Annotated in this window: 27 protein-coding genes; 13 read left to right on the top strand and 14 right to left on the bottom strand. The window is 63.8% G+C overall.

Features of this window, described 5'->3' with window-relative positions:
• Positions 1-5: 5 nt before the first annotated feature.
• Positions 6-1721, top strand: coding sequence for a proline--tRNA ligase (locus FB481_RS15865; protein WP_147176981.1), 1716 nt, complete (start codon positions 6-8; stop codon positions 1719-1721).
• Between the two features lie 16 nt (positions 1722-1737).
• On the top strand, positions 1738-2691 hold the full coding sequence (locus tag FB481_RS15860) for a hypothetical protein (protein WP_147176980.1): 954 nt from the start codon (positions 1738-1740) through the stop codon (positions 2689-2691).
• A 4-nt stretch (positions 2692-2695) separates the two neighbouring features.
• On the opposite strand, the gene FB481_RS15855 is transcribed toward FB481_RS15860, so the two are convergent.
• Positions 2696-2971, bottom strand: coding sequence for an acylphosphatase (locus FB481_RS15855; protein WP_093502709.1), 276 nt, complete (start codon positions 2969-2971; stop codon positions 2696-2698).
• A gap of 4 nt (positions 2972-2975) precedes the next feature.
• On the bottom strand, positions 2976-3455 hold the full coding sequence (locus FB481_RS15850; protein ID WP_093502707.1) for a TlpA disulfide reductase family protein: 480 nt from the start codon (positions 3453-3455) through the stop codon (positions 2976-2978).
• 30 nt (positions 3456-3485) lie between these two features.
• Here FB481_RS15850 and FB481_RS15845 point away from each other — a divergent pair, with 30 nt between their 5' ends.
• Both FB481_RS15845 and FB481_RS15840 read left to right on the top strand, forming a co-directional pair.
• Positions 3486-4886: a PilZ domain-containing protein gene (locus FB481_RS15845; RefSeq protein WP_093502705.1), complete on the top strand. Its 1401-nt coding sequence runs from the start codon at positions 3486-3488 to the stop codon at positions 4884-4886.
• Between the two features lie 103 nt (positions 4887-4989).
• Positions 4990-5388, top strand: coding sequence for a hypothetical protein (locus FB481_RS15840; protein ID WP_093502703.1), 399 nt, complete (start codon positions 4990-4992; stop codon positions 5386-5388).
• Here FB481_RS15840 and FB481_RS15835 read toward each other — a convergent pair.
• Both FB481_RS15835 and FB481_RS15830 read right to left on the bottom strand, forming a co-directional pair.
• Complete coding sequence (locus FB481_RS15835; protein WP_093502701.1) at positions 5373-5579, bottom strand: hypothetical protein; 207 nt, start codon at positions 5577-5579, stop codon at positions 5373-5375. The two genes, FB481_RS15840 and FB481_RS15835, sit on opposite strands and share 16 nt — an antisense overlap.
• Before the next feature lie 135 nt (positions 5580-5714).
• Entirely contained in the window at positions 5715-6944 is a 1230-nt protein-coding gene (locus FB481_RS15830) for a YihY family inner membrane protein (protein WP_147176979.1), read from the bottom strand.
• Positions 6945-7171: 227 nt separating this feature from the next.
• Between FB481_RS15830 and arsC the strand changes: the two genes are divergently transcribed.
• The 3 genes from arsC to FB481_RS15815 are packed head-to-tail and all read left to right on the top strand — an operon-like array spanning position 7172 to position 8542.
• Positions 7172-7525: an arsenate reductase (glutaredoxin) gene (arsC, locus tag FB481_RS15825; RefSeq protein ID WP_147176978.1), complete on the top strand. Its 354-nt coding sequence runs from the start codon at positions 7172-7174 to the stop codon at positions 7523-7525.
• On the top strand, positions 7522-8127 hold the full coding sequence (wrbA, locus tag FB481_RS15820; RefSeq protein WP_147176977.1) for an NAD(P)H:quinone oxidoreductase: 606 nt from the start codon (positions 7522-7524) through the stop codon (positions 8125-8127). The genes arsC and wrbA overlap by 4 nt, the downstream gene beginning before the upstream one ends.
• Positions 8120-8542, top strand: a complete 423-nt coding sequence (locus FB481_RS15815) for a DUF2069 domain-containing protein (protein ID WP_147176976.1) — start codon at positions 8120-8122, stop codon at positions 8540-8542. The genes wrbA and FB481_RS15815 overlap by 8 nt, the downstream gene beginning before the upstream one ends.
• A 22-nt stretch (positions 8543-8564) precedes the next feature.
• Here the strand turns inward: FB481_RS15815 and hda are convergent, their stop codons facing one another.
• The 3 genes from hda to FB481_RS15800 all read right to left on the bottom strand — a co-directional run bounded on the left by hda (position 8565) and on the right by FB481_RS15800 (position 11698).
• On the bottom strand, positions 8565-9269 hold the full coding sequence (hda, locus tag FB481_RS15810) for a DnaA regulatory inactivator Hda (protein WP_027905613.1): 705 nt from the start codon (positions 9267-9269) through the stop codon (positions 8565-8567).
• 132 nt (positions 9270-9401) lie between these two features.
• On the bottom strand, positions 9402-10496 hold the full coding sequence (locus FB481_RS15805; protein ID WP_147176975.1) for an AI-2E family transporter: 1095 nt from the start codon (positions 10494-10496) through the stop codon (positions 9402-9404).
• Between the two features lie 101 nt (positions 10497-10597).
• The gene (locus FB481_RS15800; RefSeq protein ID WP_147176974.1) at positions 10598-11698 is read right to left on the bottom strand and encodes a DUF2066 domain-containing protein; all 1101 of its coding nucleotides are present in this window, start codon (positions 11696-11698) and stop codon (positions 10598-10600) included.
• 294 nt (positions 11699-11992) lie between these two features.
• On the opposite strand from FB481_RS15800, the gene purM reads away from it, so the two are divergent.
• The 4 genes from purM (at position 11993) to FB481_RS15780 (ending at position 14824) form a co-directional block, all read left to right on the top strand.
• Positions 11993-13051 carry a phosphoribosylformylglycinamidine cyclo-ligase gene (gene purM, locus FB481_RS15795; RefSeq protein ID WP_147176973.1) on the top strand — a complete coding sequence of 353 codons (1059 nt, stop codon included), beginning with the start codon at positions 11993-11995 and terminating at the stop codon, positions 13049-13051.
• Complete coding sequence (purN, locus tag FB481_RS15790; protein ID WP_147176972.1) at positions 13051-13725, top strand: phosphoribosylglycinamide formyltransferase; 675 nt, start codon at positions 13051-13053, stop codon at positions 13723-13725. The genes purM and purN overlap by 1 nt, the downstream gene beginning before the upstream one ends.
• Positions 13710-14426 (top strand): DUF3108 domain-containing protein, encoded by a 717-nt coding sequence (locus tag FB481_RS15785; protein ID WP_147176971.1) that lies wholly within the window; start codon positions 13710-13712, stop codon positions 14424-14426. Before purN ends, FB481_RS15785 begins: the two co-directional genes overlap by 16 nt.
• A gap of 209 nt (positions 14427-14635) precedes the next feature.
• Positions 14636-14824, top strand: coding sequence for a hypothetical protein (locus tag FB481_RS15780; RefSeq protein WP_013790608.1), 189 nt, complete (start codon positions 14636-14638; stop codon positions 14822-14824).
• 55 nt (positions 14825-14879) lie between these two features.
• On the opposite strand, the gene FB481_RS15775 is transcribed toward FB481_RS15780, so the two are convergent.
• The 7 genes from FB481_RS15775 to FB481_RS15745 all read right to left on the bottom strand — a co-directional run bounded on the left by FB481_RS15775 (position 14880) and on the right by FB481_RS15745 (position 23234).
• Positions 14880-15419 (bottom strand): DUF2058 domain-containing protein, encoded by a 540-nt coding sequence (locus FB481_RS15775; protein WP_147176970.1) that lies wholly within the window; start codon positions 15417-15419, stop codon positions 14880-14882.
• 64 nt (positions 15420-15483) lie between these two features.
• A complete protein-coding gene (mazG, locus tag FB481_RS15770) occupies positions 15484-16311 on the bottom strand; it encodes a nucleoside triphosphate pyrophosphohydrolase (RefSeq protein WP_147176969.1) in 828 nt (275 codons plus the stop codon).
• 49 nt (positions 16312-16360) lie between these two features.
• Entirely contained in the window at positions 16361-18607 is a 2247-nt protein-coding gene (gene relA / locus FB481_RS15765) for a GTP diphosphokinase (protein ID WP_093502677.1), read from the bottom strand.
• 104 nt (positions 18608-18711) lie between these two features.
• Positions 18712-20064 carry a 23S rRNA (uracil(1939)-C(5))-methyltransferase RlmD gene (gene rlmD, locus FB481_RS15760; RefSeq protein ID WP_147176968.1) on the bottom strand — a complete coding sequence of 451 codons (1353 nt, stop codon included), beginning with the start codon at positions 20062-20064 and terminating at the stop codon, positions 18712-18714.
• The gene (cysM, locus tag FB481_RS15755) at positions 20064-20969 is read right to left on the bottom strand and encodes a cysteine synthase CysM (RefSeq protein WP_147177136.1); all 906 of its coding nucleotides are present in this window, start codon (positions 20967-20969) and stop codon (positions 20064-20066) included. The genes rlmD and cysM overlap by 1 nt, the downstream gene beginning before the upstream one ends.
• A 200-nt stretch (positions 20970-21169) precedes the next feature.
• The gene (locus FB481_RS15750; RefSeq protein WP_147176967.1) at positions 21170-22525 is read right to left on the bottom strand and encodes a sensor histidine kinase; all 1356 of its coding nucleotides are present in this window, start codon (positions 22523-22525) and stop codon (positions 21170-21172) included.
• Between the two features lies 1 nt (position 22526).
• Positions 22527-23234, bottom strand: a complete 708-nt coding sequence (locus FB481_RS15745; protein ID WP_147176966.1) for a response regulator transcription factor — start codon at positions 23232-23234, stop codon at positions 22527-22529.
• A 134-nt stretch (positions 23235-23368) separates the two neighbouring features.
• On the opposite strand from FB481_RS15745, the gene FB481_RS15740 reads away from it, so the two are divergent.
• Positions 23369-26122: an ATP-binding protein gene (locus FB481_RS15740; RefSeq protein ID WP_147176965.1), complete on the top strand. Its 2754-nt coding sequence runs from the start codon at positions 23369-23371 to the stop codon at positions 26120-26122.
• Entirely contained in the window at positions 26109-26726 is a 618-nt protein-coding gene (locus FB481_RS15735; RefSeq protein WP_256662758.1) for a biliverdin-producing heme oxygenase, read from the top strand. The genes FB481_RS15740 and FB481_RS15735 overlap by 14 nt, the downstream gene beginning before the upstream one ends.
• Positions 26727-26944 lie beyond the last annotated feature (218 nt).

Genomic DNA, 26944 nt, shown 5'->3' with positions numbered 1-26944 from the left:
CCATCATGCGTACCAGTCAGTTCCTGCTTTCGACCCTAAAAGAAACGCCCTCCGATGCTGTCGTGATCAGCCACCAGCTCCTGCTGCGCGCCGGCATGATCCGCAAGCTCGCTTCCGGCCTGTATACCTGGCTGCCGATGGGCCTGCGCACCCTGCGCAAGGTGGAAAGAATCGTGCGTGAAGAGATGGACGCTGCCGGCGCGCTGGAAGTGTTGATGCCGGCAATACAGCCAGCGGAGCTGTGGCAGGAGTCCGGCCGCTGGGTGCAGTACGGCCCTGAGCTGCTGCGCATCAAGGATCGCCATGACCGCGAATTCTGCGTAGGCCCGACTCACGAGGAAGTGATCACCGACCTGGCCCGCAACGAGCTGAACAGCTACAAGCAGCTGCCGCTCAACCTGTACCAGATCCAGACCAAGTTCCGCGACGAGATCCGTCCGCGCTTCGGCCTGATGCGTGGTCGCGAGTTCATCATGAAGGACGCCTACTCCTTCCATGCCGACCAGGCGTCCCTGCAGCAGACCTACGACCGCATGCACCAGGCCTACTGCAATATCTTTACCCGCCTGGGCCTGAACTTCCGCCCGGTAGTGGCGGACAACGGCTCCATCGGCGGCGCAGGCTCCCACGAATTCCACGTACTGGCCGAATCCGGTGAAGACGATATCGTCTTCAGCAACGCTTCCGATTACGCCGCCAACATCGAGAAGGCCGAAGCCATTCCTCGCGAGTCCGCCCGCCCGGCGCCGAGCGAAGAGCTGCGCCTGGTCGATACCCCGAACGCCAAGACCATCCAGCAACTGGTCGATGGCTACGACCTGCCCATCGAGCGCACCATCAAGACGCTGATTGTGCATGCCGAAGAAGAAGGCAAACTGATCGCGCTGATCGTTCGTGGCGATCACGAACTGAACGAGATCAAGGCCGCCAACCAGCCTGGCGTCGCCAGCCCGCTGGTAATGGCTTCGGATGCCGAGCTGCGCAATGCCATCGGTGCCGGCGCAGGCTCCCTGGGCCCACTGAACCTGCCGCTGCCGATCATCATCGATCGCTCGGTGGAACTGATGAGCGATTTTGCCATTGGCGCCAACATCGACGACAAGCACTACTTCGGCGTCAACTGGGAACGCGATCTGCCGGTACCGACCGTTGCCGACCTGCGCAACGTGGTGGCTGGCGACCCGAGCCCGGATGGCAAAGGCACCCTGGAGATCAAGCGCGGCATCGAAGTCGGGCACATCTTCCAGCTAGGCACCAAGTACAGCGAGGCAATGAACTGCCAGGTACTGGGTGAGAACGGCAAGCCAGTCGTACTGAGCATGGGTTGCTACGGCATCGGCGTATCTCGCGTGGTGGCCGCCGCCATCGAGCAGAACAGCGACGAGCGCGGCATCATCTGGAACGACGCCCTGGCGCCCTTCCAGATCGCCCTGGTTCCGCTGCGCTACGAAACCGACGCGGTACGCGAGGCGACCGATAAGCTGTACGGCGAACTGACCACAGCCGGCTTCGAAGTTTTGCTCGACGACCGTGACAAAAAGACCAGTCCGGGCATCAAATTCGCAGACATGGAACTGATCGGCATTCCGCATCGCATCGTGGTCAGCGACCGCGGCCTGGCCGAAGGTAACCTGGAGTACAAGAGCCGCCTGGAAACCGAGGCTCAGCCAGTCGCCGTCGGCGAGATCCTGTCGTTCATCCAGAACCGTATCCGCCGCTGACCCGCAAAGAGCCGTCATGTTCAAGCGAAGCACCCTACGCCTTCTCGGCGCCACCACCTGTGGCGCCTTCTTTCTCGCTGGCTGCGCCAATCACCTGCCGCAGCGCAGCGAGCATGAGGAACGTGTCGAACGCAAACTGCTGAGCCACAGCCTGCAGATCGATGTGGGGCAGCCCGAGGTGCTGGAGCTGCCGCAGCGGCGGGTGCGCGTGAACGAACAGAAGGTCTTCGAGGTGACGCCGTTCGAGGTGACCCGCCACTACGACCGCTACACGCCTTACCAGCCGTGGCGCGAGATCTATGAAATCCCGCTGGGCGCAGTGGCAATCGTCGGCGGCATTGGCGCCAACGTGCTCAATGTGGTGGCCCTGGGGCGCATTCCGGATACCGCCACCAAGGACTGGATCAGCTATGGCGTGGCGGGTATCAACCCGTTCATGAACGTGGAATCCAATGGCCGCTCGCAGCAAAACCTGGCCGGTATCGACGAAAAGCGTCAGGAGACCCGCACGGACTATTCCAGCCTGCCCTGGGCCGAACGCCCTGTGACCATCAAGGCCGGCACACACACCCACGAGCTGCTCACCGACCGCAATGGTGTGCTGCGACTCAACCTGCTCGACGGCCCGTTCGCTGATCAGGACATCGCCCGCGTCGGCACCCTGGTACTGAGCGTGACCGACGAGCAGGACGCCACCAGCGCCGAGGCAACGCTACTGGTCAGTCGCACGCTGCGCGGCAAGCTGCGTGAGGCTCATGACCTGATCTACGACGACCTCGAAGGCGCGGACGTCGAGCAATGGGTGCACCGCGTCAAGCGCCTGTCCGACCTGGGGTTGGAGGAAGAGGCCAGCGAGCTGGAGCAGAGCCTGATCGAGCTGACCCGCAACGATCCGGAACTGCAGGCCGAATTTCTCAATTCGCTCACACAAAAAGCCGGCCGGCTGGCTGCCGACCCGGGCGAAGACTAGTTCGTTAACGGCGAATCTCGAAGTGCTGTGCATCCTGTATCGGATGCTCACTCAGCGTTAGCGATACTACGCGAGCACCTGAAGGTCCGCGTTCGAGCCACTGGGCCAGTGAATGTACAGCGCCCTCCTCACCCTCGAACAAGACCTCAACACGGCCATCGGCCAGATTGCGCACCCAGCCTGACAGCTGCAAGCGCCGGGCTTCGCTAGCCGTGCTCTGGCGAAAACCCACGCCCTGTACACGTCCTTCGGCATAAGCGTGACGGCAGATGATGTTCATGGTCTCAGCCCTCCTGACGCAGCGCCGCCAGCCGCGCCTTGAGACCTTCGGCGGTCTGTTCACCGAGCAGACGCTCGCGGACTTTGCCCTGATCGTCGACGATATAGGTAACCGGCAGGGCGTCACTGGGCGGTAAACCGAAACGTTCGGCAGGATCCTTGGCCAACACGGTGAACTCGATACCCAGCGCTTCGGCCGCCTTGCTGAGCTCTTCGCCCTGCAAACCGTCGAAGTTCACGCCGAAGAGGCCGATGGACTGTTTCTCCAGTTCGGGCGCCAGGCCGTTCAGTTCGGGTATCTCCGAACGACAAGGCCCGCACCATTCGGCCCAATAATTGATAACCAGCCACTGGCCTTCGAGGCGCTCAACCGCTACCTTCTGCCCATGCTGGTCGACACCCACGTCTGCCTTGCAACCTGCCAGCACCGCAGCGGCTATGAGCAGCATCATCAGCCCGATGACTCGCGGGAATCGCTCTACCATGGAAACGGTCCTCATATCGATAAGGTTGCTATGACACTGGATGCCCTGCAGCTCGCTGTACCCGACGCGCTTCAGACCGATTCGATCGACCAGGCCACCCTCGGCACAAGCCTGAGCGCCTCTCGCCAGTTGCCGCCGGAAGCCGGCCTGCAAGAGTTGATCACCCGACTCGCGCACCTGAATCGCAGCGCAATGACCTTACTCGAAAGACAGCGGGCGCTGCAAAACTTCAGTGACGAGTATCGCTACTACGGCGCTTCGGGCAGCCTTCCCGCCAACGCCGAACACCAGCTGCAACTGTGCAATGAGCTCGCCATTGGCTACAAGCGTCTGCTGCTGCAGATACTGCAGGGTCACAAGCCATCTCAGCCGCACCTGGCCTGGTGCCTGTACATGGCTCAGCACTTTATCGCCCAAACCTTGCTGCGCCATTTCCAGCAGTACCGTGAAGCAGATGCCAGCCTATGGCAGGACAGCCACCTGCTCTACTGGCTGGGCGAGCAGCATGGCTGTCTCGACGAGCCGGTAGCCGCGGCATTTACGCCTATACCGGCCGACACCCTGCGCGGGCTCTATCAGCAGATATTACTGCTGGCCCTGAGCAACCCGCCGCACCTGCAGCCGGAAGAATGTCAGCGACTGTTCGCCGCCCTGGCCCCGCTGGCAGCGCTTGCCCGCCTGATGCCTTGGGATGCGGAGGACAAATCCGAAGGCCCGCTGATCGATCTGCAGCGTCCGCAGCCGTGCCTGACCTATCAGCAACGCCCGCAGGCTGGCGATGAAAGCCTGCGGCGCCTGGAGCTGGGCGCCCTGCTGGTGGCACTTGGTGAGCCTGCGCCACTGCGCAGCGCAGGTGAACGCGAGCTGCTCGAGCGGGTGCATCATCACTGGCTGGGCACCGATCAGCGTCGCCATTCGCGCACCCCGCAACAAAGCGATTGCCGGCTGGCCATCGGTATCCCGGCCATCCATGCCCAGCTTCTGCAGCAGCGGCCGCAATGCACACCAGGCCAGATTCTCGATATCGGCCCGGGCGGCGCACGCTTACTCTGCCCAGCACATGTCGCCCACAGCCTGCCGGTTGGTCAGTTGGTGCTGCTGATTGCCGACAGCGACGTGCTGGCCCTGGTGTGCTGGCGACATCTCAACGACGACGGATTTCACTTGGGCCTTCGCTACCTCAAGGGGCTGGCACAACCGACCTGGCTCAGGCGTGCGCCCAGCAGCCAGGCACATCTCGGTATTCTGCAGAGCACGCCGAAACCCCGGGAGGGCTGGCACCACGGCCTGTGGGTGCCGCACAACCAGTTCAGCGACGGCGAAAACCTGTGGCTGCAACTGCCCAGCGCGGTCAACCAGAACCGCCTGCAGTTGCCAGCCTGCAACCTGGCCAGTGCCACGGTAAGCCGTCACCCGCTGGAACTGCCCTGAATGAGAAGCCGGTCACTCGTAAGGGCGGCCTGGCGCACAGTTTGAGCAAGGGCACCGTCCTTATACTTACCCGTTGACGTCCTTCGCCAGCCAGGGAATCCGCATGCCTAACGCCCATGACACACTGATCGGCCAGGTCCCCGCCCATCTGATCCAGAGCGCCCACCTGCAATTGACTGACTATGACGGGCGGGTGGCCGAGTTCAACGTGGCCGCCTGGCTGCATCTGCCCGGCCAGGCCGGCAGCCTGGTATCCCTGCAGGTGCGCTATCGCGACGGCGAGCAGATCCGCTCAGTCAACCTGGATCACGCCAAGGTCGGCGCCCAGGACAGGATCCTACTTTCCGGTATCGCACGCCTACCAGTGGCGCAGCGGATTGAGGACATGCAGATACGTCTGCGCTCGGCTCATCTGCAGGTCGAGGTAAAAGTCGAAGAGCTTTTTGTACAGGCCGTCGAAGCGACGATTGCGCAAACGCTGGTTGGTCAGGCCAACGCCTGATTGACCTCGGCAGACGCATCGCAGGCGCCCTGCCGAGGCTGATCATCTGCTACCGCCGCAGTAGCGGTGGTGGTCACCAAGGACTCGGGCCAGCGACTGAAACGCAGCCCGGTGATGCGATTCAGATTCTCCAGCGCACGCTCGCTATCACGAGCATGGAGCATCACGACCTTGGGGGATGGTTTGAGCATTGTTCTTTCTCTGGATGGTGCAACATCGGCTGAAAGTGCATAGCCAGAAGCATGCCAGCTTGCTGACGCCAATCAGCCGGCACCACAGGGTAGCACCGAGCTATCAGGCTGAACATTAACAAGCGACGTGGAACGTCACTTTGTGTCACCGCCCTGCCCCTCCAGCCAATGCGCCAGACTGTCTCCGAACAACACCGTCTGCTCGTCATGCAGCCGCTTCAGCGCCTCACGCAGCGCGGGATACCAGGGCTCGTCCAATTCATCGGGCAGTTGACTCAGGTGGGGCAACGGCCAGGGACTGCGCTCGATCAGTTGCTGCAGTGAGTAATGATTCAGGTCGCGGCTGAGCATCCAGCTATCACCGCCGGTGCTGGCGACCAGACGCTGTTCCTCCAGAAAGCTCAGCACCTCCTCCCATTCATGCTCGGGCAGCAACCAGCCCTGACGCTGAATATCGCGATGACGCACCTTGAGGCCGGTACGCTGACGCGCGTGGAATACCCGCAGAATCCCTAGCAACACCAGCGCCCTGGGCATCGCGCGCTTGCGCCATTGATGGAAAACACCCAGGTTGCAGACCAGCTCCGCCCCCAGCAACACGATCAGCCAGGACAGGAACACCCAGAAAAGGAACAGCGGCACCGTGGCAAAGGCGCCATAGATCAACTGGTAGCCGGGGAAGAAACGCACGTAAAAGCCGAAAATCGCCTTGGCCAACTCCAGCAGCACCGCCGTGAACAGCCCACCCCACAACGCATGGCGCAGCGGCACCCGGGCGTTGGGCACCGCCGCGTAGAGCAGAGTGAAAGCCGCCACGCTGAACAGCAGCGGCGTGAAACGCAGCAACGTCTTGGCGCCGACTACCGCGTCCGGCCCGCTGAGCAGCGACAGCGAAGCGACATAGGTGCTGATGGCGAAACCGGCGCCCAATAGCATCGGACCCAGGCTGAGGATCGCCCAGTACAGCAGGAAGGTGGCGATACCGCGCCGCGGCTGTCGTACCCGCCAAATGGTGTTGAAGGTGCGCTCGACGGTGACCAGCATCCAGAACGCTGTGACCGCCAGCACGGCGACGCCGATCCAGGTCAGCTGCCGGGCCTGGGTGGTGAAATCACGCAGGTACTCCTGCAGCGTCTCGCCGGCAGACGGCACGAAATTATGAAAGATGAACGCCTGGATCTGCTCACCAGTACCCTGGAAGGCCGGCACGGCCGAGAGCACCGCAAAGGTGACGGTCATCATCGGCACCACCGCAAACAGCGTGGTATAGGTCAGCGCTGCGGCATTGTCGGCACCGCGATTATCGAAGAAGCGCTGCCAGAGGAATCCCCAAAACTCAAGCCAGTCTCGCAGACGCTGCTGCATACCCACCTCTTAAGGGCAGTCGAAATCTGTGCATCATCGTCAACCCGGCGCCACCTGGGGCACAGGCAATACGAACGAGCGGAAAAGCTGGCCACAAGCCATTGTGACCGACGCACTACAGACGCCGGGCCGGCACTTAGGTTCGCCCTGATTGCCGCACCCCGTTCAGCGCAAGACGCCGACGCGGTTAGAATAGCCGCCATCTGCCGCCAGAAGCGACGACTGCCATGACCGATCTGACCCTTTATCACAACCCGCGCTGCTCGAAATCCCGCGCGGCCCTGCAACTGCTCGAAGAGCGCGACCTGCAGCCGACCGTGGTGCTTTACCTCGATACTCCGCCCAGCGCCGCACAATTGCGCGAGGTGCTGAACAAGCTCGGTATGCCCGCGCGCCAACTGCTGCGCAGCGGCGAAGACGAATACCGCGAGCTGAACCTAGCCGACAGCACGCTCGATGAAGACGCGCTGATCGAGACCATGGTCGCCCACCCGCGCCTGATCGAACGACCGATCCTGATCGCCGGTGATCGCGCCGTAATCGGCCGCCCGCCGGAAAACATCCTGGAGCTGCTGCCATGACCACACCCTACATTCTGGTGCTGTACTACAGCCGCCACGGCGCAACCGCCGAGATGGCCCGCCACATTGCCCGCGGCATCGAACTGCAGGGCATGGAAGCGCGCCTGCGCACCGTGCCGGCAGTTTCCGCCGAGTGCGAGGCGGTCGCCGACAGCATTCCTGCCGAGGGCGCGCCCTACGCCAGCCTCGACGACCTGAAGAACTGCGCCGGCCTGGCGCTTGGCAGCCCGACGCGCTTCGGCAACATGGCCGCACCGCTGAAGTACTTCCTCGACGGCACCAGCAACCTGTGGCTGACCGGCAGCCTGGTCGGCAAACCGGCCGGCGTATTCACCTCCACCGCCAGCCTGCATGGCGGCCAGGAAAGCACGCTGCTATCGATGCTGCTGCCGCTGCTGCACCACGGCATGCTGATCACCGGATTGCCTTACAGCGAATCCGCACTGGTCGAGACCCGCGGCGGCGGCACGCCCTATGGCGCCAGCCATCATGCCGGCGCGGACGGCAAGCGAGCCCTCGACGAGCATGAAATCAGCCTGTGCCGCGCTCTGGGCCAGCGCCTGGCAAGCATCACCCTCAAGCTGGACAACGGACGTGACTAAAGCGGCCAAGGCGCTGCCGAGCGTGGACTGGCTGCTGCCGCGCCTGCGCGCCTGCCGCTATCTGAGCCTAGCCAGCTTCCTAGCCCTGGCGGCGCTGCTGCTGATCTGGAACCTGGGCTACGCCGCCGTGCCCAATGCGCTGCTGTGGGCGGTGCTGGCCTTTCAGCTGCTGCCCTTGCTGCTGCTCGCGCCGGGCATCATCGGCGGCCACCCGCGAACCCATTCGTGGGCCTGCTTCGTGGTCAACCTGTATTTCATCCAGGGCGTGCTGGCGGTGTTCGACCCATCCAAGCAGCTGTTCGGCTGGCTGGAAATTCTGCTCAGTCTGACACTGTTCACCAGCGCGCTGCTGTACACGCGCTGGTGCGCGCAGTACCAGCGCATCGGCAGCGTGGAAGAAAGCAGCGAGATGTAGGAAGCGACCGGGCCAGAGCTAGCTACCAGTCCAGGGTTTCCTTGAGGAAGGGAATGGTCAGCTTGCGCTTTTCCTGCAGCGAGGCCTGATCGAGGCGCTCGAGCAGTTCGAACAACGCGCTCATGCTGCGCTCGCCACGGGTGAGGATGAAGCGCCCCACCTCTTCGCTCATGTGCAGGCCGCGTCGCGACGCTCGCAGCTGCAGGGCACGCAGCTTGTCCTCATCGGACAGCGCCTGCAGCTGAAACACCAGGGCCAGGGTCAGGCGCGACTTGAGGTCGGGCAGCTTGATCGACAATTCGCGGGGCGATGCATTGGCTGACAGCAGCAGACGGCGGCCGCTGTCGCGCAGGCGATTGAACAGGTGAAACAGCGCTTCTTCCCAGGCGCGCTGACCGGCTGCGGCCTCCAGATCGTCCAGGCAGACCAGTTCGAACTGCTCCAGGTTGTCGAGAATCGCCGGGCCGTATTGCACCACGTCGGCCAGTGGCAAATAGACGGCCCGCTCACCGAGCTGCTCGAAACGCAGGCACGCCGCCTGCAGCAGGTGGCTGCGCCCGACGCCTTCGCCGCCCCACAGGTAGATCAGGCTCTCCGTCCAGCCTGCCTCGGCTTCGCACAGACGCTCCACGTACCCGAGGGCAGCGGCATTGGCGCCCGGGTAGTAATTGGCGAAGGTGGCGTCGTCGCGCAGACGCACACCCAAGGGCAGTTGAATCGGCTTCATGCTGGAGAGATTGGCTCGTCGGAGCCCGCTTGGCGCTCTGAATAAAGGTGGCGCAGTTTATACCCTTGGCGGCTGCCTGTCATTGACCCACTTTCCAAGGCAATACAAGGATTTAGCCACCAGAGGACGGCCTCAGCGCGCCTTGCGCCCAGGCTTTGGCTGCAGCGGAGCCTGCCCTGCGTAAGCGTCGGACTGCTTGTACAGCTCGTGCACATGGCGCAGCAGCACCATAATCACTGCCGCCACCGGCAGCGCCACCAGAATGCCGGTGAAACCAAACAGCTGGCCGCCAGCCATGATCGCGAAAATCACCGCCACCGGATGCAGGCCGATGCGGTCGCCGACCAGCAGTGGGGTCAGCAGCATGCCTTCGAGCAACTGACCGACCACGAAGACGCCGGCAATCATCAGCAGCGGATAGGGATCGCCACCGAACTGAAACAGCCCGGCCAGCAGCGCACTGCCGATACCCACCACCACACCGAGGTACGGCACGATGCTCGCCAAGCCCGCCAGCAGGCCGATCAACAAACCCAGTTCCAGGCCGATGGCCATCAGGCCAACCGCATACATGCCGCCCAGCGCCAGCATCACCAGCAGCTGGCCGCGAAGGAAAGCGCCGAGCACTTCGTGGCATTCGCCGACCAGCTTCACCACCACGCCTTCGTTATCGCGCGGCACCAGGCTGCGCAGCTTGCTGACCAGCAGATCCCAGTCACGCATCAGGTAGAAGCTGACCACCGGAATCAGCAGCAGGTTGGCTACCCAGGCCATCAGCGCCAGGCTCGACGCAGTGACCTGAGAGAGGATCAGGCCGGCAATATCGGTGGTCTGGCCCAGATGTCCGGGCAAGGCTTTCTTCAACTCATCGAATCGCCAGAAGCCCTCGTTCAGACCGAGCTTGACCTGAACCCAGGGCAGCGCCTGGTTCTGCGCCCAATCGAGCATCTGCGGCAGCAGCTCGTAGAGACGCACCAACTGCTTGCCGAGCATCGGGATCAGCACCAGCAAGCCGAGGGCCATCAACAGGGTGAACAGTCCGAACACCACGATCACGCCCCAGGTGCGCGATAGTTTCAGGCGCTCCAGGCGATCGACCAGCGGATCACCCAGGTAGGCGATGAGGATGCCGATCAGAAACGGCGAGAGAATCGGGTGCAGCAGATACAACAGGCCGCCCAGTACCAGCACGACGGCAATCCATAGCCAGCGAGACGAAACGGCCATGCTCGATCCTCGAAGAAATGTCAGGTCAGTGCCCACTCGCAAAACGACCTCGGGGCAAGGCCGAGGTCGTCCAAAGCGAAGCGGTTCAGGTGAGGCGCAGTCTACCAGCGAAAGTACAGAACATCGCTATGGGGCTTGGCATCGGCGGCCGGTGGCGTAGGCTGGGGCGGCGCAGGCGGCTGGCTGGCGTCGACCGGCGCCTGGGGATCGGCAGATGCCTGAGGCTCAGCGGGTGCCGGCGTCTCGGCGGCCAGTTCGGCGGCCGACACCTCATGCAATTGCAGCAGGCCCAGCTGGGTACGCAGTTGCTCGGGGCTGGCGCTGACCTTGTAGATCAAACGATCCGCTTCCACAGATTGCAGCTGCGCGCCGAACGGCTCGAGCACCCGCTGCAGCTCGGCGTAACGCGACAGATCGGCGCCGATGACTTCCACGGTCTGCGTCGAGCTGGCGCCCGGCGCGACGACGAAACGCGGCGCCAGGCGCTCGCTCACCGCCAGCAATACTGCATCGGCCAACGCCGCCTGGTCGGCTGCTTCGGCCTTGCCCTGCTCATGATCATCGCCCAGCCAAAGCTGCCAGCTGGCCTGCCACTTGCCGTCCGCTTCGCTGGCGCGCACCGCCAGCAGGGCATCGGCGCCGTAACGCTCGGAAGCCGAACGCAGCTCACCCGGATCCTTGGCGCCTAGGGCTTCCTTGGTCGCAACCAACTGCTCACTGAGATCGGCCAGTGGCAGGCGCAACGGCAACCCTCGGTGCTGGGCCGCTTCGTTCAGCGGCTCGGCAGCAGCCTGGCCGTCACCGACGATGTTGCCGCCATCAACCGTCTCGTTCAGCCACCAGGCAAGAATCGCCGGACGGTTGACGCCCCACAGCGGCAAACCGGCCTGGCGCAGGGAACGGTCGGTGGACACCGCGTCGAAATCGACCACCAGGTGATCGCCCTCGTACCCGTACTGGCTGATGATCTGCTGCGGATCCTTGCGCAACTCCGCCAGCGCCGCGCCCTTGGCCGCATCCGGCTTGCCGGTCAGGCGCAGCACCAGCGTCTCGACCGCGCGCTGCAGGGCCGCATCGCGCTCCTCGGGCTGCTGGCTGGCAACCGTCTCGCGCACCTGATAGAGGTCACTGACGGTCGCCGCCAGGGTCGGCAGGCTCAGCAGTGACAGGCAGAGAAACAGGGGGCGGAAGGTCGGGCGCATGAACGGAGAACTCTCGGCTGAAGAAGGCGGCGCGCAACAACGGGCCGTAGCGCTATACCTTAGGGGCTGTTGCCATGGCATCGCAAGCCACGCGGCAGTTACCGGGCTTAACGGGCCTGGCTGTGACCGACCAGATCAGGCGGGGTTTCATCGCCAGCCGGGCAGGCGCCAAGACCCGCACTCGGCACGGTGGCTGGCCGCTGCCGGGCAAGCCTGATAAAATCGCGCGCCTTCGCAGACCGGCCCCGTGGGGCCGACGCTATTCCGACATTCCCCTTCCAAAGGCCTGGATCTATGAGCAAGCAACCCTCCATCAGCTACAAGGACGCAGGTGTGGACATCGACGCGGGCGAAGCCCTGGTCGAACGCATCAAGGGCGTAGCCAAGCGCACCGCCCGTCCTGAAGTCATGGGTGGCCTGGGCGGCTTCGGCGCCCTGTGCGAGATCCCGGCCGGCTACAAGCAACCGGTGCTGGTCAGCGGCACCGACGGCGTAGGCACCAAGCTGCGCCTGGCCCTGAACCTGAACAAGCACGACAGCATCGGCCAGGATCTGGTCGCCATGTGCGTGAACGACCTGGTGGTCTGTGGCGCCGAGCCGCTGTTCTTCCTCGACTACTACGCCACCGGCAAACTCAACGTCGACGTGGCCGCCACCGTGGTTACCGGCATCGGCGCCGGCTGCGAGCTGGCCGGCTGCTCCCTGGTCGGTGGTGAAACCGCCGAGATGCCGGGCATGTACGAAGGCGAAGATTACGACCTGGCCGGTTTCTGCGTGGGCGTGGTCGAAAAGGCCGAGATCATCGACGGCTCCAAGGTCGCTACCGGCGATGCGCTGATCGCGCTGCCCTCCTCCGGCCCGCACTCCAACGGCTACTCGCTGATCCGCAAGATCCTTGAAGTCTCCGCCACCGATATCGAAAACACCCAGCTCGACGGCAAGCCACTGGCCGACCTGCTGATGGCGCCGACACGCATCTACGTCAAACCGCTGCTGGAGCTGATCAAGAAGACCGGCGCGGTCAAGGCCATGGCCCACATCACCGGTGGCGGCCTGCTGGACAACATCCCGCGTGTGCTGCCGGACAATGCCCAGGCAGTGATCGACGTGGCCAGCTGGCAGCGCCCGGCGGTGTTCGACTTCCTGCAGGACAAAGGCAACGTCGACGAGCACGAAATGCACCGCGTGCTGAACTGCGGCGTGGGCATGGTCATCTGCGTCGCTCAGGATCAGGTCGACACAGCCCTTGCCACCCTGCGCAGCGCCGGTGAGCAACCGTGGGTCATCGGCCAGATCGCCGCCGCAGCCGAAGGCGCCGAGCGCGTTGTGCTGAACAACCTGAAAAGCCACTGATGCCGCGACCCTGTAACGTGGTGGTGCTGCTGTCGGGCACCGGCAGCAACCTTCAGGCGCTGATCGACAGCACCGCTGATGGCGACAACCCGGTGCGCATCGCCGCGGTGATCGCCAACCGCAGCGACGCCTATGGCCTGCAACGTGCGCAGGCCGTAGGTATCGCCACCCGCGTGCTGGAGCACGGTGACTACCAGGGCCGTGATGCCTTCGACGCTGCGCTGATGCAGGCCATCGATGGCTTCGAGCCGCAGCTGGTCGTGCTCGCCGGTTTCATGCGCATCCTCACCCCTGCCTTCGTCCGCCACTACCATGGCCGCCTGCTGAACATCCATCCCTCGCTGCTGCCGCGCCACAAGGGTCTGCATACCCACCAGCGCGCGCTGGAGGCCGGCGATACCGAGCATGGCTGCAGCGTGCACTTCGTGACCGAGGAACTCGATGGTGGCCCTCTGGTCGTACAGGCAGTAATCCCGGTACATTCGCAGGACACGGCCGCCAGCCTGGCGCAACGGGTTCACGCCCAGGAACATCGGATCTATCCGCTGGCAGTGCGCTGGTTCGCCGAAGGACGTTTGCAGCTCACGGACGCCGGCCCACAACTCGACGGTGTGGCACTGCCGGCCTCTGGCTATCCCATCAACAGCAAGGAGACTCCATGCGCCGCGCCTTAATGCTTGCCCTGGCGTTGTTCAGCCTGCCTGCCCTAGCCGCAGAGCCGAAGCCCTTCTCCGCCAGCTACACCGCCGACTGGAAACAGGTTCCGGTCAGTGGCTCCGCCGAGCGCAGTCTGCAGAAGCTCGATGACGGGCGCTGGCAGCTGGTGTTCAAGGCCTCCATGCTGGTCGCCGGCCTGACCGAGCAAAGCACCTTCTCGGTCGACGGCGATACCTTCCTGCCGCACACCTACAAGTTCGAGCGCAGCGGCCTGGGCAAGAGCAAGGACGTCGAGTTCGATTTCGACTGGACCCAGAAGCAGGTGATCGGCAGTGACCGCGGTAACCCGGTGCGCTTCCCGCTCAACCGCGGCATGCAGGACAAGTCGACCTACCAGTTGGCCCTGCAACATGACGTGGCAGCCGGCGAGAAAAGCATGAGCTACCAGGTGGTCGATGGCGACGAGATCGAAACCTACGACTTCCGCGTACTCGGTGAAGAAGTAGTACGCACCGCCGCCGGCCTGATCGACGCCATCAAGGTCGAGCGCGTGCGTGACCCGACGCAAAGCAGCCGCAAGACCATCCTGTGGTTCGCCAAGGACTGGGACTACCTGCTGGTGCGCCTGCATCAGGTCGAGAAGGATGGCAAGGAATACCAGATCATGCTCAAGTCGGGTACCGTCGACGGCAAGACCGTGGAAGGTCGCCGCGACTGACCTGAACGTCGCACACCAGAGAAACCGGGGCCTGCCCCGGTTTTTTTATGCCTGCGTTTTTTCGGCAACCAATAAAAATGCTCACAAGCGAAGCGGCCACGGAACTTGTAACCAATTGCTACAGTCACAAATCATGTCGTTGCTTAGCAGGCTAAGCACGAGCGCAACCGCCTTGCGCAGCATTTGTCCGGAAATACTGGAGAAATAAAATGAGCGTACTAGTAGTAACCGAACGTGACGAACACCATATGTCCCACGAAGCCCAGGCCGAGGGCCTGCGGGTCTGGGACGTGTATCAGAACGATCAGTTGGTCGGCATCTTCCCCTCCGAAGAGGAAGCGGTCGCGTATCAGGCGGAGCTACAAGCCCACGACCATGAGGCAGCCCATTCGGAATAAAATCGGAATCCCCATGAAAAAGCCCGCATTGTGCGGGCTTTTTCATGGCTGGCGTTTACCACATCAGGTCGTCAGGCACCTGATACGCCGCGTACGGATCATCTTCATCCGGAGCCTCGGTCGGCGTATTGAGCAGCAGCACACGCTGTGGGTCGCGTTCCTGAATTCGCAATGCAGCGTCGCGCGGAATCACTTCGTAACCGCCGCCGTGGCGCACGATGGCCAGGGAACCGCGGCTAAGCTTGTCGCGCATCATCGCGTTGACCGGCAGGCGCTTGACCTTCTTGTCGTCGACGAAGTTGTAGTAATCCTCGGTAGTCAGCTTGGGCAGGCGCGAGGCCTCGATCAGTTGTTTGATCTGCGCAGCGCGGGCTTTCTGCTCGGCCTTCTCCTGCTGCTGCCGGTTGAGCTCCTGATCGCGCGCGGCCTTCTCGGCCTTGGCCTGCTGAGCCGCGAGCTGGCTGCTGTTGTCTTCCTCAGCCTGGCCTTTTTTTACCATGCGCTGCTGCTTGTGTTGTTGCTTGGTGGCCTGCTTGACCTGCTTCTCGTTGACCAACCCGGCTTTGAGCAACTGGTCACGTAGTGAAATCGCCATAACCTACCTATACCCAGACAATTTAACGGGATGGGGCGCGCCCATCTGACTTGGGGCTGTCAGCTCAACAGCCTGACTGCCGCTCGCTTTTCTTGGCCTCGCCCCACAGGGCGTCGAGCTCATCCAGAGTGCAATTCTCGATGCGCCGCCCGGCTTCGCGCAATGCCTGTTCGATGAAGCGGAAGCGCCGCTCGAATTTGCCATTGGCCGCCCGTAATGCGGCTTCGGGATCGACTTTCAGGTGGCGCGCCAGATTGGTGGCGCTGAACAGCAGATCACCGATCTCCTCGGCGATGGCTTCAGGGTCGTTCTCGCTTATCGCTTCGAGCACCTCATCGAGCTCTTCGCGCACCTTGTCGAGCACCGGCAAGGCATCCGGCCAGTCGAAGCCGACGCGGGCCGCACGGCCCTGCAGCTTCTTGGCCCGGCTCAGGGCCGGCAACACGTTCGGCACGTCATCGAGCAATGAAAGCTGCTGCGGCGCCGCAGCACGCTCTGCACGCTCCTCGGCCTTGATCGCTTCCCAACGCTGCTTGACCTCGGCTTCGCCGAGGCGTGGCTGATCCACCGGCCCATACAGATCACCATCGGGAAACACGTGGGGGTGGCGGCGCACCAGCTTGCGGGTGATGCCATCGACCACCGCGGCAAAATCGAAGCGCCCCTCCTCCTCTGCCAACTGGCTGTAGTAGACGACCTGAAAGAGCAGGTCGCCGAGCTCGCCCGGCAATTCGTCGAAGGCGCTGCGCTCGATGGCATCGGCCACTTCGTACGCTTCCTCGAGGGTGTGGGGCACGATGCTGGCGTAGGACTGTTTCAGATCCCATGGGCAGCCATGCTGCGGGTCGCGCAGGCGCGCCATCAGGTTGAGCAGGTCAGGGAGTTGGTACATAAAGGGTCCAGTGAATGCGGGCACGAGACGCCTCGTGCCCGTTTACGACTCAGGGCGCACGGTGACGACGCGCCTCGATGATATTGGGCAATTGCGACAGGCGGCCCAGCAGCCTGCCCAACGCGTCCAGCCCCGGAATTTCCACGGTCAGCGACATCGACGCCGTGTTGTCTTCCTTGTTCGAGCGGGTATTGACCGCCAGCACGTTGAGCTTCTCGTTGAGCAGCGTCTGAGTGACGTCACGCAGCAGGCCGGAACGGTCGTAGGCGCGGATGATGATGTCCACCGGGTAGGTCTGCACCGGCACCGGGCCCCAGCTGACCTGAATGATCCGCTCCGGCTCGCGGGCGCCGAGCTGCAGCACAGCCGCACAATCCTGGCGGTGAATACTGACGCCGCGGCCCAGGGTGATGTAACCGACGATGGGGTCGCCCGGCAGCGGCTGGCAGCAGCCGGCCATCTGGGTCATCAGGTTGCCGACGCCCTGAATCTGGATATCGCCACGCTTGCCCGGCTTGAATCCCTGGGCCTTGCGCGGAATCAGCTCGAGCTGCTCGTTGCCGCGCTCCGGCTCAACCAGTTGCTGCGCCAGGTTGACCAACTGCGCCAGGCGCAGATCCCCCGCGCCCAGGGACGCGAACAGATCCTCGGCGGTGCGCAGGTTGGCTTTTTCAGCGAGCTTCTCGAAGTCCACCGGCGGCAGCGCGACACGGGCCAGCTCGCGCTCGAGCATGGCCTTGCCGGCAGCGACGTTCTGGTCGCGGTCCTGCAGCTTGAACCAGTGGACGATCTTCGCCCGCGCCCGCGAGGTGGTCACGTAGCCCAGGTTGGAATTCAGCCAGTCACGGCTCGGCGTACCCTGCTTGCTGGTGATGATCTCCACCTGCTCGCCGGTTTGCAGGCTGTAGTTGAGCGGCACGATACGCCCGTTGATCTTGGCGCCGCGGCAGTTATGGCCGATCTCGGTGTGTACGCGGTAGGCGAAGTCCAAAGGCGTGGCGCCCTTGGGCAGGTCGATGGCGTGACCATCCGGGGTGAACACGTAGACCCGGTCGGGCTCGATATCGACGCGCAGCTGCTCGGCCAGACCACCGATATCGCCCAGCTCCTCGTGCCATTCGAGCACCTGGCGCAGCCAGGAAATCTTCTCTTCGTAATGGTTGGAGCCGGATTTGACGTCAGTGCCCTTGTAGCGCCAGTGGGCGCAAACGCCCAGCTCCGCTTCCTCGTGCATGTTGGAGGTGCGGATCTGCACTTCCAGTACCTTGCCCTCAGGGCCGAGTACCGCCGTGTGCAGGGAGCGGTAGCCGTTCTCCTTCGGGTTGGCGATGTAGTCGTCGAATTCCTTGGGAATGTGCCGCCACAGGGTGTGCACGATACCCAGGGCGGTGTAGCAGTCGCGCACCGCCGGCACCAGCACGCGCACCGCGCGCACGTCGTAGATCTGGCTGAACTGCAGGCCCTTGCGCTGCATCTTGCGCCAGATCGAATAGATATGTTTCGCCCGGCCGCTGATATCGGCCTTGATGCCGGTGGCTTCGAGTTCCTCGCGCAGCTGCTCCATCACTTCGTTGATGTAGTGCTCGCGGTCCAGACGGCGCTCGTGCAACAGGTTGGCGATCTGCTTGTACTGCTCGGGCTCCAAGTAACGGAAGGACAGATCCTCCAGCTCCCACTTGATATGGCCGATGCCCAGGCGGTGGGCCAGTGGCGCATAGATATCGAAGACCTCGCGGGCCACGCGCTGACGGCGCTCCTCATCGGTGTCCTTGACGGCGCGGATCGCGCAGGTGCGTTCGGCCAGCTTGATAAGTGCGACGCGCACGTCGTCGACCATCGCCACCAGCATCTTGCGCAGGTTGTCGACCTGGGCCTGGGAACCCAGCACCGTGGATTCGCCGCGTGGGTTGAGGCTGGCGCTGATGGCCGCCATACGCAGCACGCCTTCGATCAACTTGGCCACCACCGGGCCGAAGCGCTGACGCACTTCAGCCAGGGGAATCTTGCCTTCGCGCACGCCGCGGTAGATGACGGCGGCGACCAGAGAATCCTGATCGAGCTTGAGGTCGGCGAGAATTTCGGCGATTTCCAACCCGGCACCGAAGCTGGAGTAGCCTTCGGTCCACAGGTTTTGCGCCGCATTGGCCTGTTGCTCGGCCGCCCGGGCAAATTCACAGGCGGCGCGCAACGCGTCACGGTCGAGGGCCGGGTCGACACTCGTGACATGCTCCAACCAGGCCTCGAGATTGATACTGCCATCATCGTTGATGGGCTGGTGCGCTCTAACCTGAACCATCTATTACCTTCCCTATCACGGGGCACGCCCCGCTGAATGTCGCCGGGCTTCTGCGAGCCGGTCGGTTGACCAATCGGCGCAAATCCTGTGCGCCACCACACTTGTTATGAGCGCTCGAACAGCGCCATCGCTTCCACATGGGCCGTCTGCGGAAACATGTCCAGAATACCGGCTTTTTTCAACCGGTAGCCTTGCTGCAACAATTCGCCACTGTCACGCGCCAGCGTCGTCGGGTTACAAGAAACATAGACCAGCCGCTTGGCGCCCAGGCTTGCTATCTGCCGTACTACCTGCAGCGCGCCGTCACGTGGCGGATCGAGCACGATGGCATCGAAACCACCTGCCGCCCAGCTGGCGTCGGCCAGCGAGTTGGACAGGTCGGTCTGGTAAAAGTGCGCATTGCCAAGGCCATTGCTGCGGGCGTTTTGCACCGCTCGCTCGACCATTGCCTGCACGCCTTCCACGGCCACCACTTCACGCGCCTGCAGGGCCAGCGGCAGGGCGAAGTTGCCCAGGCCGCAGAACAGATCCAGCACTCGCTCGTCTTGTTGCGGCGCCAGCCATTGCAAGGCCTGGGCCACCATGGCGGCGTTGACGGCCGCGTTGACCTGCACGAAATCGCCCGGTCGGTAGGCCAGCTCCAGGTTCCACGCGTCCAGCCGATAGCCCAGCGACTGGCTGGCGCCTGCCGGCTCCGGTTCACCCTCGCCCTGCAGCCACAATTGCGCCTCGTGCACCGAACAGAATGCCTGCAGGCGGGCCGTGTCCACTTCGCTCAAGGGCTGGGTGTGGCGCACCAGCATGGCACTGGCGGTGCCCTGAAACAGTTCCACATGACCAATGGCGCGCGGCGCCTGCAAGCCACCGAGCAGCGCCGGCAGTGCGCGCAGGATCGGTTGCAGCGGCTCGACCAGCACAGGGCACTCGCTGATGGCGACGATGTCCTGGCTGGCCGCGGCGCGGAAGCCCACATCCAGGCGCTTGTTGCGCGCATCCCAGCGCACCGCGATGCGGGCGCGGCGGCGGTAAGCGAACTCCGGGCCAGTCAGCGGCTCGGCCCAGACCTCGGGCTGCTGGCCGCCAAGGCGCTCGAGTTGTTCGCCGAGCTGGCGCTGCTTGAGCGCCAGCTGATCGCGATGGGGGATATGTTGAATGCTGCAGCCGCCACAAATGCGCGCATGCACGCAGGGCTCGGCGCGCCGCTCCGGGCTGGCCTGGAACACCCGTTCGGTGCGTGCGTCGATCACCTTGCTGCGCGCATCCAGCACCCGGGCCTCGACCTCTTCGCCCGGCAGCGCGCCACTGACGAACCAGGTGCGCCCGTCGATAAAGGCAATGCCACGGCCATCATTGGCCAGGCGCTCGACGCTCAGGCGCTGCTTCTTGCCGACCGGTACCTGGGCGGCACGGGTGCCACCGCTGGGCTGGAAGCGCAGGCCGCCGTTCTTGCGGGCCATCAGCGCGCCGCGGCGTCGTAAACGCCGGTGGACAGGTAGCGATCACCGCGATCGCAGATGATGGCCACCAGTACGGAATTTTCCAACTCACGGGACAAGCGCAGCATGGCCGCCACCGAGCCACCGGACGACACGCCGCAGAAGATGCCTTCTTCACGGGCCATGCGGCGCATCACGTCTTCCGCTTCGGCCTGGGCCATGTCGACGATGCGATCGACGCGCTCGGATTCGAAGATCTTCGGCAGGTATTCCTGGGGCCAGCGACGGATACCCGGAATCGCCGAGCCTTCCATCGGCTGCAGACCGACGATCTGCACGGCCGGGTTCTGCTCCTTGAGGTAGCGCGACACACCCATGATGGTGCCGGTGGTGCCCATGGAGCTGATGAAATGGGTGATCTGCCCGCCGGTCTGGCGCCAGATTTCCGGGCCGGTGCCGGTGTAGTGAGCGACCGGATTGTCGCCGTTGGCGAACTGGTCGAGTACCTTGCCGCGGCCTTCAGCCTGCATGGCCAGCGCCAGGTCGCGGGCGCCTTCCATGCCCTCCTCCTTGCTAACCAGAATCAGCTCGGCGCCATAGGCGGTCATCGCCGCCTTGCGCTCGGCGCTGGAGTTGTCCGGCATGATCAGGATCATCTGGTAACCCTTGATCGCCGCCGCCATGGCCAGGGCGATGCCGGTGTTGCCCGAGGTGGCCTCGATCAGCGTGTCGCCGGGCTGGATATCACCGCGCAGCTCGGCGCGAGTGATCATCGACAGTGCCGGGCGATCCTTCACCGAGCCGGCCGGGTTGTTGCCTTCGAGCTTGACCAGCAGGGTGTTGCTGGTCTCGCCGGGCAGGCGTTGCAGGCGAACCAGGGGGGTGTTGCCGACGCATTCGGCGATCGTGGGGTATTGCTGGGTCATGGCGTCGATCGGGTCCAGACGGCTGCAGAGGGCGGCCATGATACCGGCAAATCGGCGCAACCCCTACTCCCGGCAGTGAATCTCCACACAAGCCTCTTAGCGGCGCGAACGCGCAACGGACGGCGCTTTCAGCCCATGAGGCAACATGTACGAACCAGCCGATCTAAGCTGATAACCGATTCATCTAACGCAAGATCTGACTAGGTACCGCCCGCTTGCCCATCGGCACAGGGCAGCAATAGGTGCATCTGCAGCCCGCTGCCAGGCGGGCTCTCGGCCCACAAGCGGCCTCCCTGCAAAGCAATAGCGCTGCGCGCGATGCTCAGCCCCAAGCCAAAACCGCCGTCACCGGGACGCGCACTGTCGAGCCGCGCAAAGGGCTCGAAGATGGTTTCCAGGTGGCGCTCGTCGATGCCCGAGCCCTCGTCGCTCAGGCACAGGTGCCAGCAATCGCCTTCCAGCACTCCGCTCAGGCGTACGCGCCCGTTCGCCGGGGAATGGCGGATGGCGTTGCGCAACAGATTTTCCAGGGCTTGGGCCAGGCTGGTCAGGTTGGCGTACACCGTGCAGTCTTCGTCGACCTCGAACAGCAGGCGCTCGCTCGCCCAGCCGGCTTCGAAGCAGGCATCCTCGACCAGCATGTCCCACAGCTGCTGCAGGCGGATCGCCTCGCGGGCGAACTGCGGGCGCTCGGAATCCAACCACGCTAGTTCCAGCGTATTCTCCACCAGGTTCTGCATGATGGTGATTTCCCGGTCGAGACGCTGGCGTAGCACCAGCGGGTCGCGCTCGCCCTCACTCGCCACGCGCAGGCGGCTCAGCGGCGTACGCAACTCGTGGGACAGGTCGCGCAGCAGGCGGCGCTGGTAAACCACGGCGCCCCGCAGGCGCTCGGCCATATGGTCGAAAGCGCTGCCCAGTTCACCCAACTCGTCCCTGCGGCTGGTCACCGCCGGCCCAACTCGGGCACTCAGGTCACCGGCACTGAGATTGTTGGCCTGGCGCCGCAGGATCACCAGGGGCCCGATCAGCCAGCGATACAGCAGCGTGGCCAACAATGCGGCCAGGCACGACGGCAGCACCTTGTGCAGGAAGAAGTCCCATAGCGGCTGGTCGTTGCGTGGGTCCAGGCGCGGTGGCAACTCCATCACCAGATAGCCATCGTCACTGCTGAACGGTATGTAGAAAACCGGCTGGCCTCCAGGGCGACCGACCTTCTGGTCGAGCCGACGCATGAAATTCAGGCGCTGCGCTTCCTCCTCGCTGAGCGGGCAGGACGACAGCGAGCGATGCTGAGCATCCACCGCCACCACCCAGACGTCTTCGCGCTGGTAGAAGTCATTGAGAAACTCGTCCAGGCCGATGCGCCCGCGGCTACGCCAGGCCTTTTCAGCGTTCTGGGCAACCCGGGTGAGCTCGCTGCGGGTGCTCGGCGACAGGGTGGACAGGGCATCGTAGGCACGCTCCTCCAGATCCAGGTGCATGCTGACGGTGATCAGACAGAACAGCGCCAGGCCGACGATCAGTTTCCAGAACAGCGAATGCCGGCCCGGCACCTCAGGCGTCCCGAGCCGTCAGCACGTAGCCCTTGCCCCACACCGACTCCAGATGCGTAGCGGCGTAGCCGATGCCCTTGAGCTTGCGCCGCACGTTGCTGACGTGCATGTCGAGGCTACGGTCATGCTGGGAATAGCCACGGTGCAGCACGTGCTGATAAAGGAAGGCCTTGCTGAGCACCTCATCGGCGTGGCGGGAAAAGGTTTCCAACAGGCGGTACTCAGTCGAGGTGAGCCCCGCCCATTTGCCGTCGTGACACACGTCGCAGCGCTGCTCGTCGAAGCGCAGCGCACCACCTTGCAGCGGCGGCTGGCCACGGCGCTCATAGGCGACCCGACGCAGGATGGCTTCGATCCGCACGCTCAACTCGCCGAGGCTGAACGGCTTGGGCAGATAATCGTCGGCACCGCGGCTGAAACCGGCGATGCGATCCTGCTCGGCGCCCAGGGCGGACATCAGGATGACCGGTACGTGGCGCTGCTTGCGCAGACGCTGCAGCACGTCCAGGCCATTGCTGCCGGGCAGCAGGATGTCCATGAGGATCAGATCGAAATCCTCTTCCTGAGCGAGGCGTAAGCCCTCGTCACCGTCATGGCTGAGGGTCACCTCGAAGCCATGGCCATGCAGGTGCGCCTGCAGATGCGAGGCCAAGGCCGGGTCATCTTCGACGGCGAGAATACGGGTGACGCTGCTGGATGAAGGCATCATGGCGAAGTGGCTCTGCAAAGCGAATGCGCGCGATTCTACCGATTGCCCCAGCACCCGTAACCCGCCTTACGACGGGCAAGCGTCACCCCGCCGGAATCGCTACACTGCCTGGCATCGTCAAAAGGGGGCATTGCGTGTTCAAGGATATCGGCATCAAGGGCCGGGTACTGATGCTTACCCTGCTGCCCACCAGCCTGCTGGCACTGGTCCTGGGCGGCTATTTCATCTGGATGCAGCTTTCCGGGCTGCAGGCACAACTGCTGCAACGCGGCCACATGATCGCCGAACAACTGGCCCCCCTGGCTGCCCCGGCACTGCTACATGGCGACCAGGCGCTGCTGCAGCGCATCGCCAACCAGGCTCTGGAACAGCAGGACGTGCGCGCCGTGACCTTCCTGACCACACAAAGCGAGCGCCTGGCCCACGCCGGCCCGAGCATGGTCAATGCGCGCCCGGTGATCGACAGCGACACCGTGGATATCGCCGAGCACAGCAGCCAGGACGCGACGCGTTTTCTGATGCCGGTGATGGCTCAGCACCTGACGCTCAGTAGTGAGGAGCGCAGCCAGGCCGAAGCCGAACCCATCGGCTGGGTGGAACTGGAGCTGTCCCACCACAATACCCTGATCAGCGGCTACCGCAGCCTGCTCACCAGCCTGCTGCTGGTGGTCACCGGGCTGATCATCACCGGCCTGCTGGCGCTGCGCATGAGTCGCAGCATCAACGACCCGCTGCTGCGCATCAAACAGGGCGTCGCTCTGCTAAAAGACGGTCAACTGGAAACCCGTCTACCGCCGCTGGGTAGCCACGAACTGGACGAACTGGCCTCGGGCATCAACCGCATGGCCGAGTCCCTGCAGGCTGCCCAGGAGGAAATGCAGCACAGCATCGACCAGGTCACCGAGGACCTGCGCCAGAACATGGAAAACATGGAGGTGCAGAACATCGAGCTGGACTTCGCCCGCAAGGAAGCCCTGGAAGCGAGCCGCATCAAGTCCGAGTTCCTGGCCAACATGAGCCACGAGATCCGCACGCCGCTCAACGGCATCCTCGGTTTCACCAACCTGCTGCAGAAAAGCGAACTCAGCCCGCGTCAGCAGGATTACCTGAGCACCATCGAACAATCGGCCGGCAGCCTGCTGAGCATCATCAACGAGGTCCTCGACTTCTCGAAGATCGAGGCTGGCAAGCTGGTGCTGGAAAACATCCCCTTCAACCTGCGCGACCTGCTGCAGGACACCCTGACCATCCTCGCGCCGACCGCACACGAGAAGAAGCTCGAACTGCTCTCGCTGGTCTATCGTGATACGCCGCTGTGGCTGTCGGGCGACCCGCTGCGCCTCAAGCAGGTACTGACCAACCTGGTCAGCAACGCCATCAAGTTCACCCGCGAAGGCAGCATCGTCATCCGCGCCATGCTCGAAGAGGAAACCGCTGACAGCGCGCAGCTGCGCATCAGCGTGCGCGACACCGGCATCGGCTTGGCCGATGAAGACCTGCGTGCGTTATTCCAGGCGTTCAGCCAGGCCGACAATTCGATGACCCGCCAGGCCGGCGGCACCGGCCTGGGCCTGGTGATTTCCAAGCGCCTGATCGAGCAGATGGGCGGCGAAATCGGCGTCGACAGCACGCCGGGCGAAGGTTCGGAGTTCTGGATCAGCCTCAACCTGCCCAAGGCGCGCAGCGAGGCCGACGAGCAGCCCCGCGCCCTGGCTGGGCGCCGCGTGGCGATGCTAGAAGGGCGCGAGCTGGCCCGTCAGGCGCTGCAGCACCAGTTGGAAGATTGCGGCCTGCAGGTCAGCGAATTCACCGACATAGATAGCCTCTGTACAGCCGTCGCGCAGGCGGCCGGCTCAGCTCAGGCATTCAGTTGCGCCGTGCTCGGCATCACCAGCGATGACCTGGCACCAGCCGTGCTGGGTAAACGCGTCTGGGATCTGGAGGAGTTGGGCTGCAAATGTGTGGTCCTCTGCCCCACCACCGAGCAGGCGCTTTATCAGGACAATGTGCCGGACTGGCATAGTCAGTTGCAGGCCAAGCCGGCCTGCACCCGCCGTCTACAGCGCGCCCTGATCGACCTGGTGGCGCCACGTCAGCCACGCCAGGCCACACGCCACAACCTGGGCCGCTCGCCGGCGATCCTCTGTGTCGATGACAACGCCGCCAACCTGTTGCTGGTGCAGACCCTGCTCGACGACATGGGCGCCAAGGTGACGGTCGCCAGCAGTGGCTTCGATGCCCTGGTGATCACGCAGGAGCAGGACTTCGATCTGGTGTTCATGGACGTGCAGATGCCCGGCATGGACGGCCGCCAGACTACAGAGGCGATTCGCCAGTGGGAGCACGACAACGGCCGCACGCCGATGCCCATCGTCGCCCTCACCGCTCACGCCCTGGCCAATGAGAAGCGCACCCTGCTGCAAAGCGGCATGGACGACTACCTCACCAAACCGATCAGCGAGCGCCAGCTGGCCCAGGTAGTGCTCAAGTGGACCGGCCTGACGCTGGCCGGCGAGGCACAGGAGCCGCAAACCGAGGCCCTCAGCGCACCGGCCACGGCCGTACTCGACAAGGAAGAAGGGCTGCGTCTGGCCGCCGGCAAGGCGGACCTGGCCGCCGACATGCTCAAGATGCTGCTGGACGGGCTGCCGGGCGACCTGGCAGCTATCCGCCAGGCGCGCGCCGATGGCGACCGCAATGCGCTGATCGAACGCATCCACCGCCTCCATGGCGCTACACGCTACTGCGGCGTGCCGCAATTGCGCGCCGCCTGCCAGTACAGCGAAACCCAGCTCAAGCAGGATCAACCGATCCGCGGCAGCGGCCTGGACGAACTGGAACAGGCCATCGAGCGCCTGCAACAGGAGGCGAAAGATGACGCCAGCTGAGTCTGCAACCCTGATCGCCGTTGCGCACACCGCCGAGCAGCTGCCGCTGAGCAAACAGCTGAAGGCCGGTACTCGCCGCAACCACGACACGGTCGACACCCTGGTCATGCAGGCGCGTCCGTTCGAAAGTCTGGTGCGCTACGGCTACTTCCTGCGTGTGCAGCATCGCTTTCACGGGGCGATCAGCGCACTGTACGACGACATCACGCTCAATCGCCTGCTGCCGGGGTTGAGCGAACTGCCGCGCTTCGACACCGTGTGCGCCGACATCAGCGATCTGGGCCTGCCCCTTCCGCCACCGCCAACAGCCGCGGCACCCGCCAGCGTCCATGTCGCCCTGGGCTGGTTGTATTGCAGCGAGGGCTCCAACCTGGGCGCCGCCTTTCTGTTCAAGCAAACCCAGCAGCTCTGCCTGAGCGCCGATAAGGGCGCCCGCCACCTGACGGCCCACCCTGAAGGTCGCGGCCTGCATTGGCGCCAGTTCGTGGCCCTGCTCGACGGCCTGGAACTGAGCGAAAGCCAGCGCGAAGAAGCCGTCAGCGGCGCGGTCGGTGCCTTCGATTTCTACCGCGCGGCCCTGCGCGAACTGTTTCCCGACACCTAAGAACCTGTTCACGATTTTTTGGCGACATCAAAAAGGCTGCTGCAAGGCAGAAGCGGCCGTTCGCGTAACCCGTAGGAGGGGCTTTAGCCCCGAGTTTTTATCAAGGCAAACAAAGAGCTCGGGGCTAAAGCCCCTTGTATGGTGATACTCGAAGGGGTGGTGGGACGACAAAGCCAATTCTGACTGTTCGCAGCAGTACAGACGGTAGGAGACCTCGC

Source organism: Pseudomonas sp. AG1028, assembly GCF_007993955.1.
GTDB lineage: Bacteria > Pseudomonadota > Gammaproteobacteria > Pseudomonadales > Pseudomonadaceae > Aquipseudomonas > Aquipseudomonas straminea.
The sequence above is the reverse complement of the archived record's forward strand: the minus strand, read 5'-3'. Positions and strand labels throughout refer to the sequence as shown.

Excerpts from the sequence above, each read along its gene's own strand:
- FB481_RS15845 (WP_093502705.1), top strand. The coding sequence starts at position 3,486 with ATGACACTGGATGCCCTGCAGCTCGCTGTACCCGACGCGCTTCAGACC.
- FB481_RS15850 (WP_093502707.1), bottom strand. The coding sequence starts at position 3,455 with ATGGTAGAGCGATTCCCGCGAGTCATCGGGCTGATGATGCTGCTCATA.
- FB481_RS15780 (WP_013790608.1), top strand. The coding sequence starts at position 14,636 with ATGAGCGTACTAGTAGTAACCGAACGTGACGAACACCATATGTCCCAC.
- wrbA (WP_147176977.1), top strand. The coding sequence starts at position 7,522 with ATGACCACACCCTACATTCTGGTGCTGTACTACAGCCGCCACGGCGCA.
- FB481_RS15840 (WP_093502703.1), top strand. The coding sequence starts at position 4,990 with ATGCCTAACGCCCATGACACACTGATCGGCCAGGTCCCCGCCCATCTG.
- arsC (WP_147176978.1), top strand. The coding sequence starts at position 7,172 with ATGACCGATCTGACCCTTTATCACAACCCGCGCTGCTCGAAATCCCGC.
- FB481_RS15830 (WP_147176979.1), bottom strand. The coding sequence starts at position 6,944 with ATGCAGCAGCGTCTGCGAGACTGGCTTGAGTTTTGGGGATTCCTCTGG.
- purN (WP_147176972.1), top strand. The coding sequence starts at position 13,051 with ATGCCGCGACCCTGTAACGTGGTGGTGCTGCTGTCGGGCACCGGCAGC.
- rlmD (WP_147176968.1), bottom strand. The coding sequence starts at position 20,064 with ATGGCCCGCAAGAACGGCGGCCTGCGCTTCCAGCCCAGCGGTGGCACC.
- mazG (WP_147176969.1), bottom strand. The coding sequence starts at position 16,311 with ATGTACCAACTCCCTGACCTGCTCAACCTGATGGCGCGCCTGCGCGAC.
- FB481_RS15800 (WP_147176974.1), bottom strand. The coding sequence starts at position 11,698 with ATGCGCCCGACCTTCCGCCCCCTGTTTCTCTGCCTGTCACTGCTGAGC.
- FB481_RS15775 (WP_147176970.1), bottom strand. The coding sequence starts at position 15,419 with ATGGCGATTTCACTACGTGACCAGTTGCTCAAAGCCGGGTTGGTCAAC.
- FB481_RS15865 (WP_147176981.1), top strand. The coding sequence starts at position 6 with ATGCGTACCAGTCAGTTCCTGCTTTCGACCCTAAAAGAAACGCCCTCC.
- FB481_RS15855 (WP_093502709.1), bottom strand. The coding sequence starts at position 2,971 with ATGAACATCATCTGCCGTCACGCTTATGCCGAAGGACGTGTACAGGGC.
- cysM (WP_147177136.1), bottom strand. The coding sequence starts at position 20,969 with ATGACCCAGCAATACCCCACGATCGCCGAATGCGTCGGCAACACCCCC.
- FB481_RS15860 (WP_147176980.1), top strand. The coding sequence starts at position 1,738 with ATGTTCAAGCGAAGCACCCTACGCCTTCTCGGCGCCACCACCTGTGGC.
- FB481_RS15835 (WP_093502701.1), bottom strand. The coding sequence starts at position 5,579 with ATGCTCAAACCATCCCCCAAGGTCGTGATGCTCCATGCTCGTGATAGC.
- FB481_RS15785 (WP_147176971.1), top strand. The coding sequence starts at position 13,710 with ATGCGCCGCGCCTTAATGCTTGCCCTGGCGTTGTTCAGCCTGCCTGCC.
- relA (WP_093502677.1), bottom strand. The coding sequence starts at position 18,607 with ATGGTTCAGGTTAGAGCGCACCAGCCCATCAACGATGATGGCAGTATC.
- purM (WP_147176973.1), top strand. The coding sequence starts at position 11,993 with ATGAGCAAGCAACCCTCCATCAGCTACAAGGACGCAGGTGTGGACATC.
- hda (WP_027905613.1), bottom strand. The coding sequence starts at position 9,269 with ATGAAGCCGATTCAACTGCCCTTGGGTGTGCGTCTGCGCGACGACGCC.
- FB481_RS15805 (WP_147176975.1), bottom strand. The coding sequence starts at position 10,496 with ATGGCCGTTTCGTCTCGCTGGCTATGGATTGCCGTCGTGCTGGTACTG.
- FB481_RS15735 (WP_256662758.1), top strand. The coding sequence starts at position 26,109 with ATGACGCCAGCTGAGTCTGCAACCCTGATCGCCGTTGCGCACACCGCC.
- FB481_RS15745 (WP_147176966.1), bottom strand. The coding sequence starts at position 23,234 with ATGATGCCTTCATCCAGCAGCGTCACCCGTATTCTCGCCGTCGAAGAT.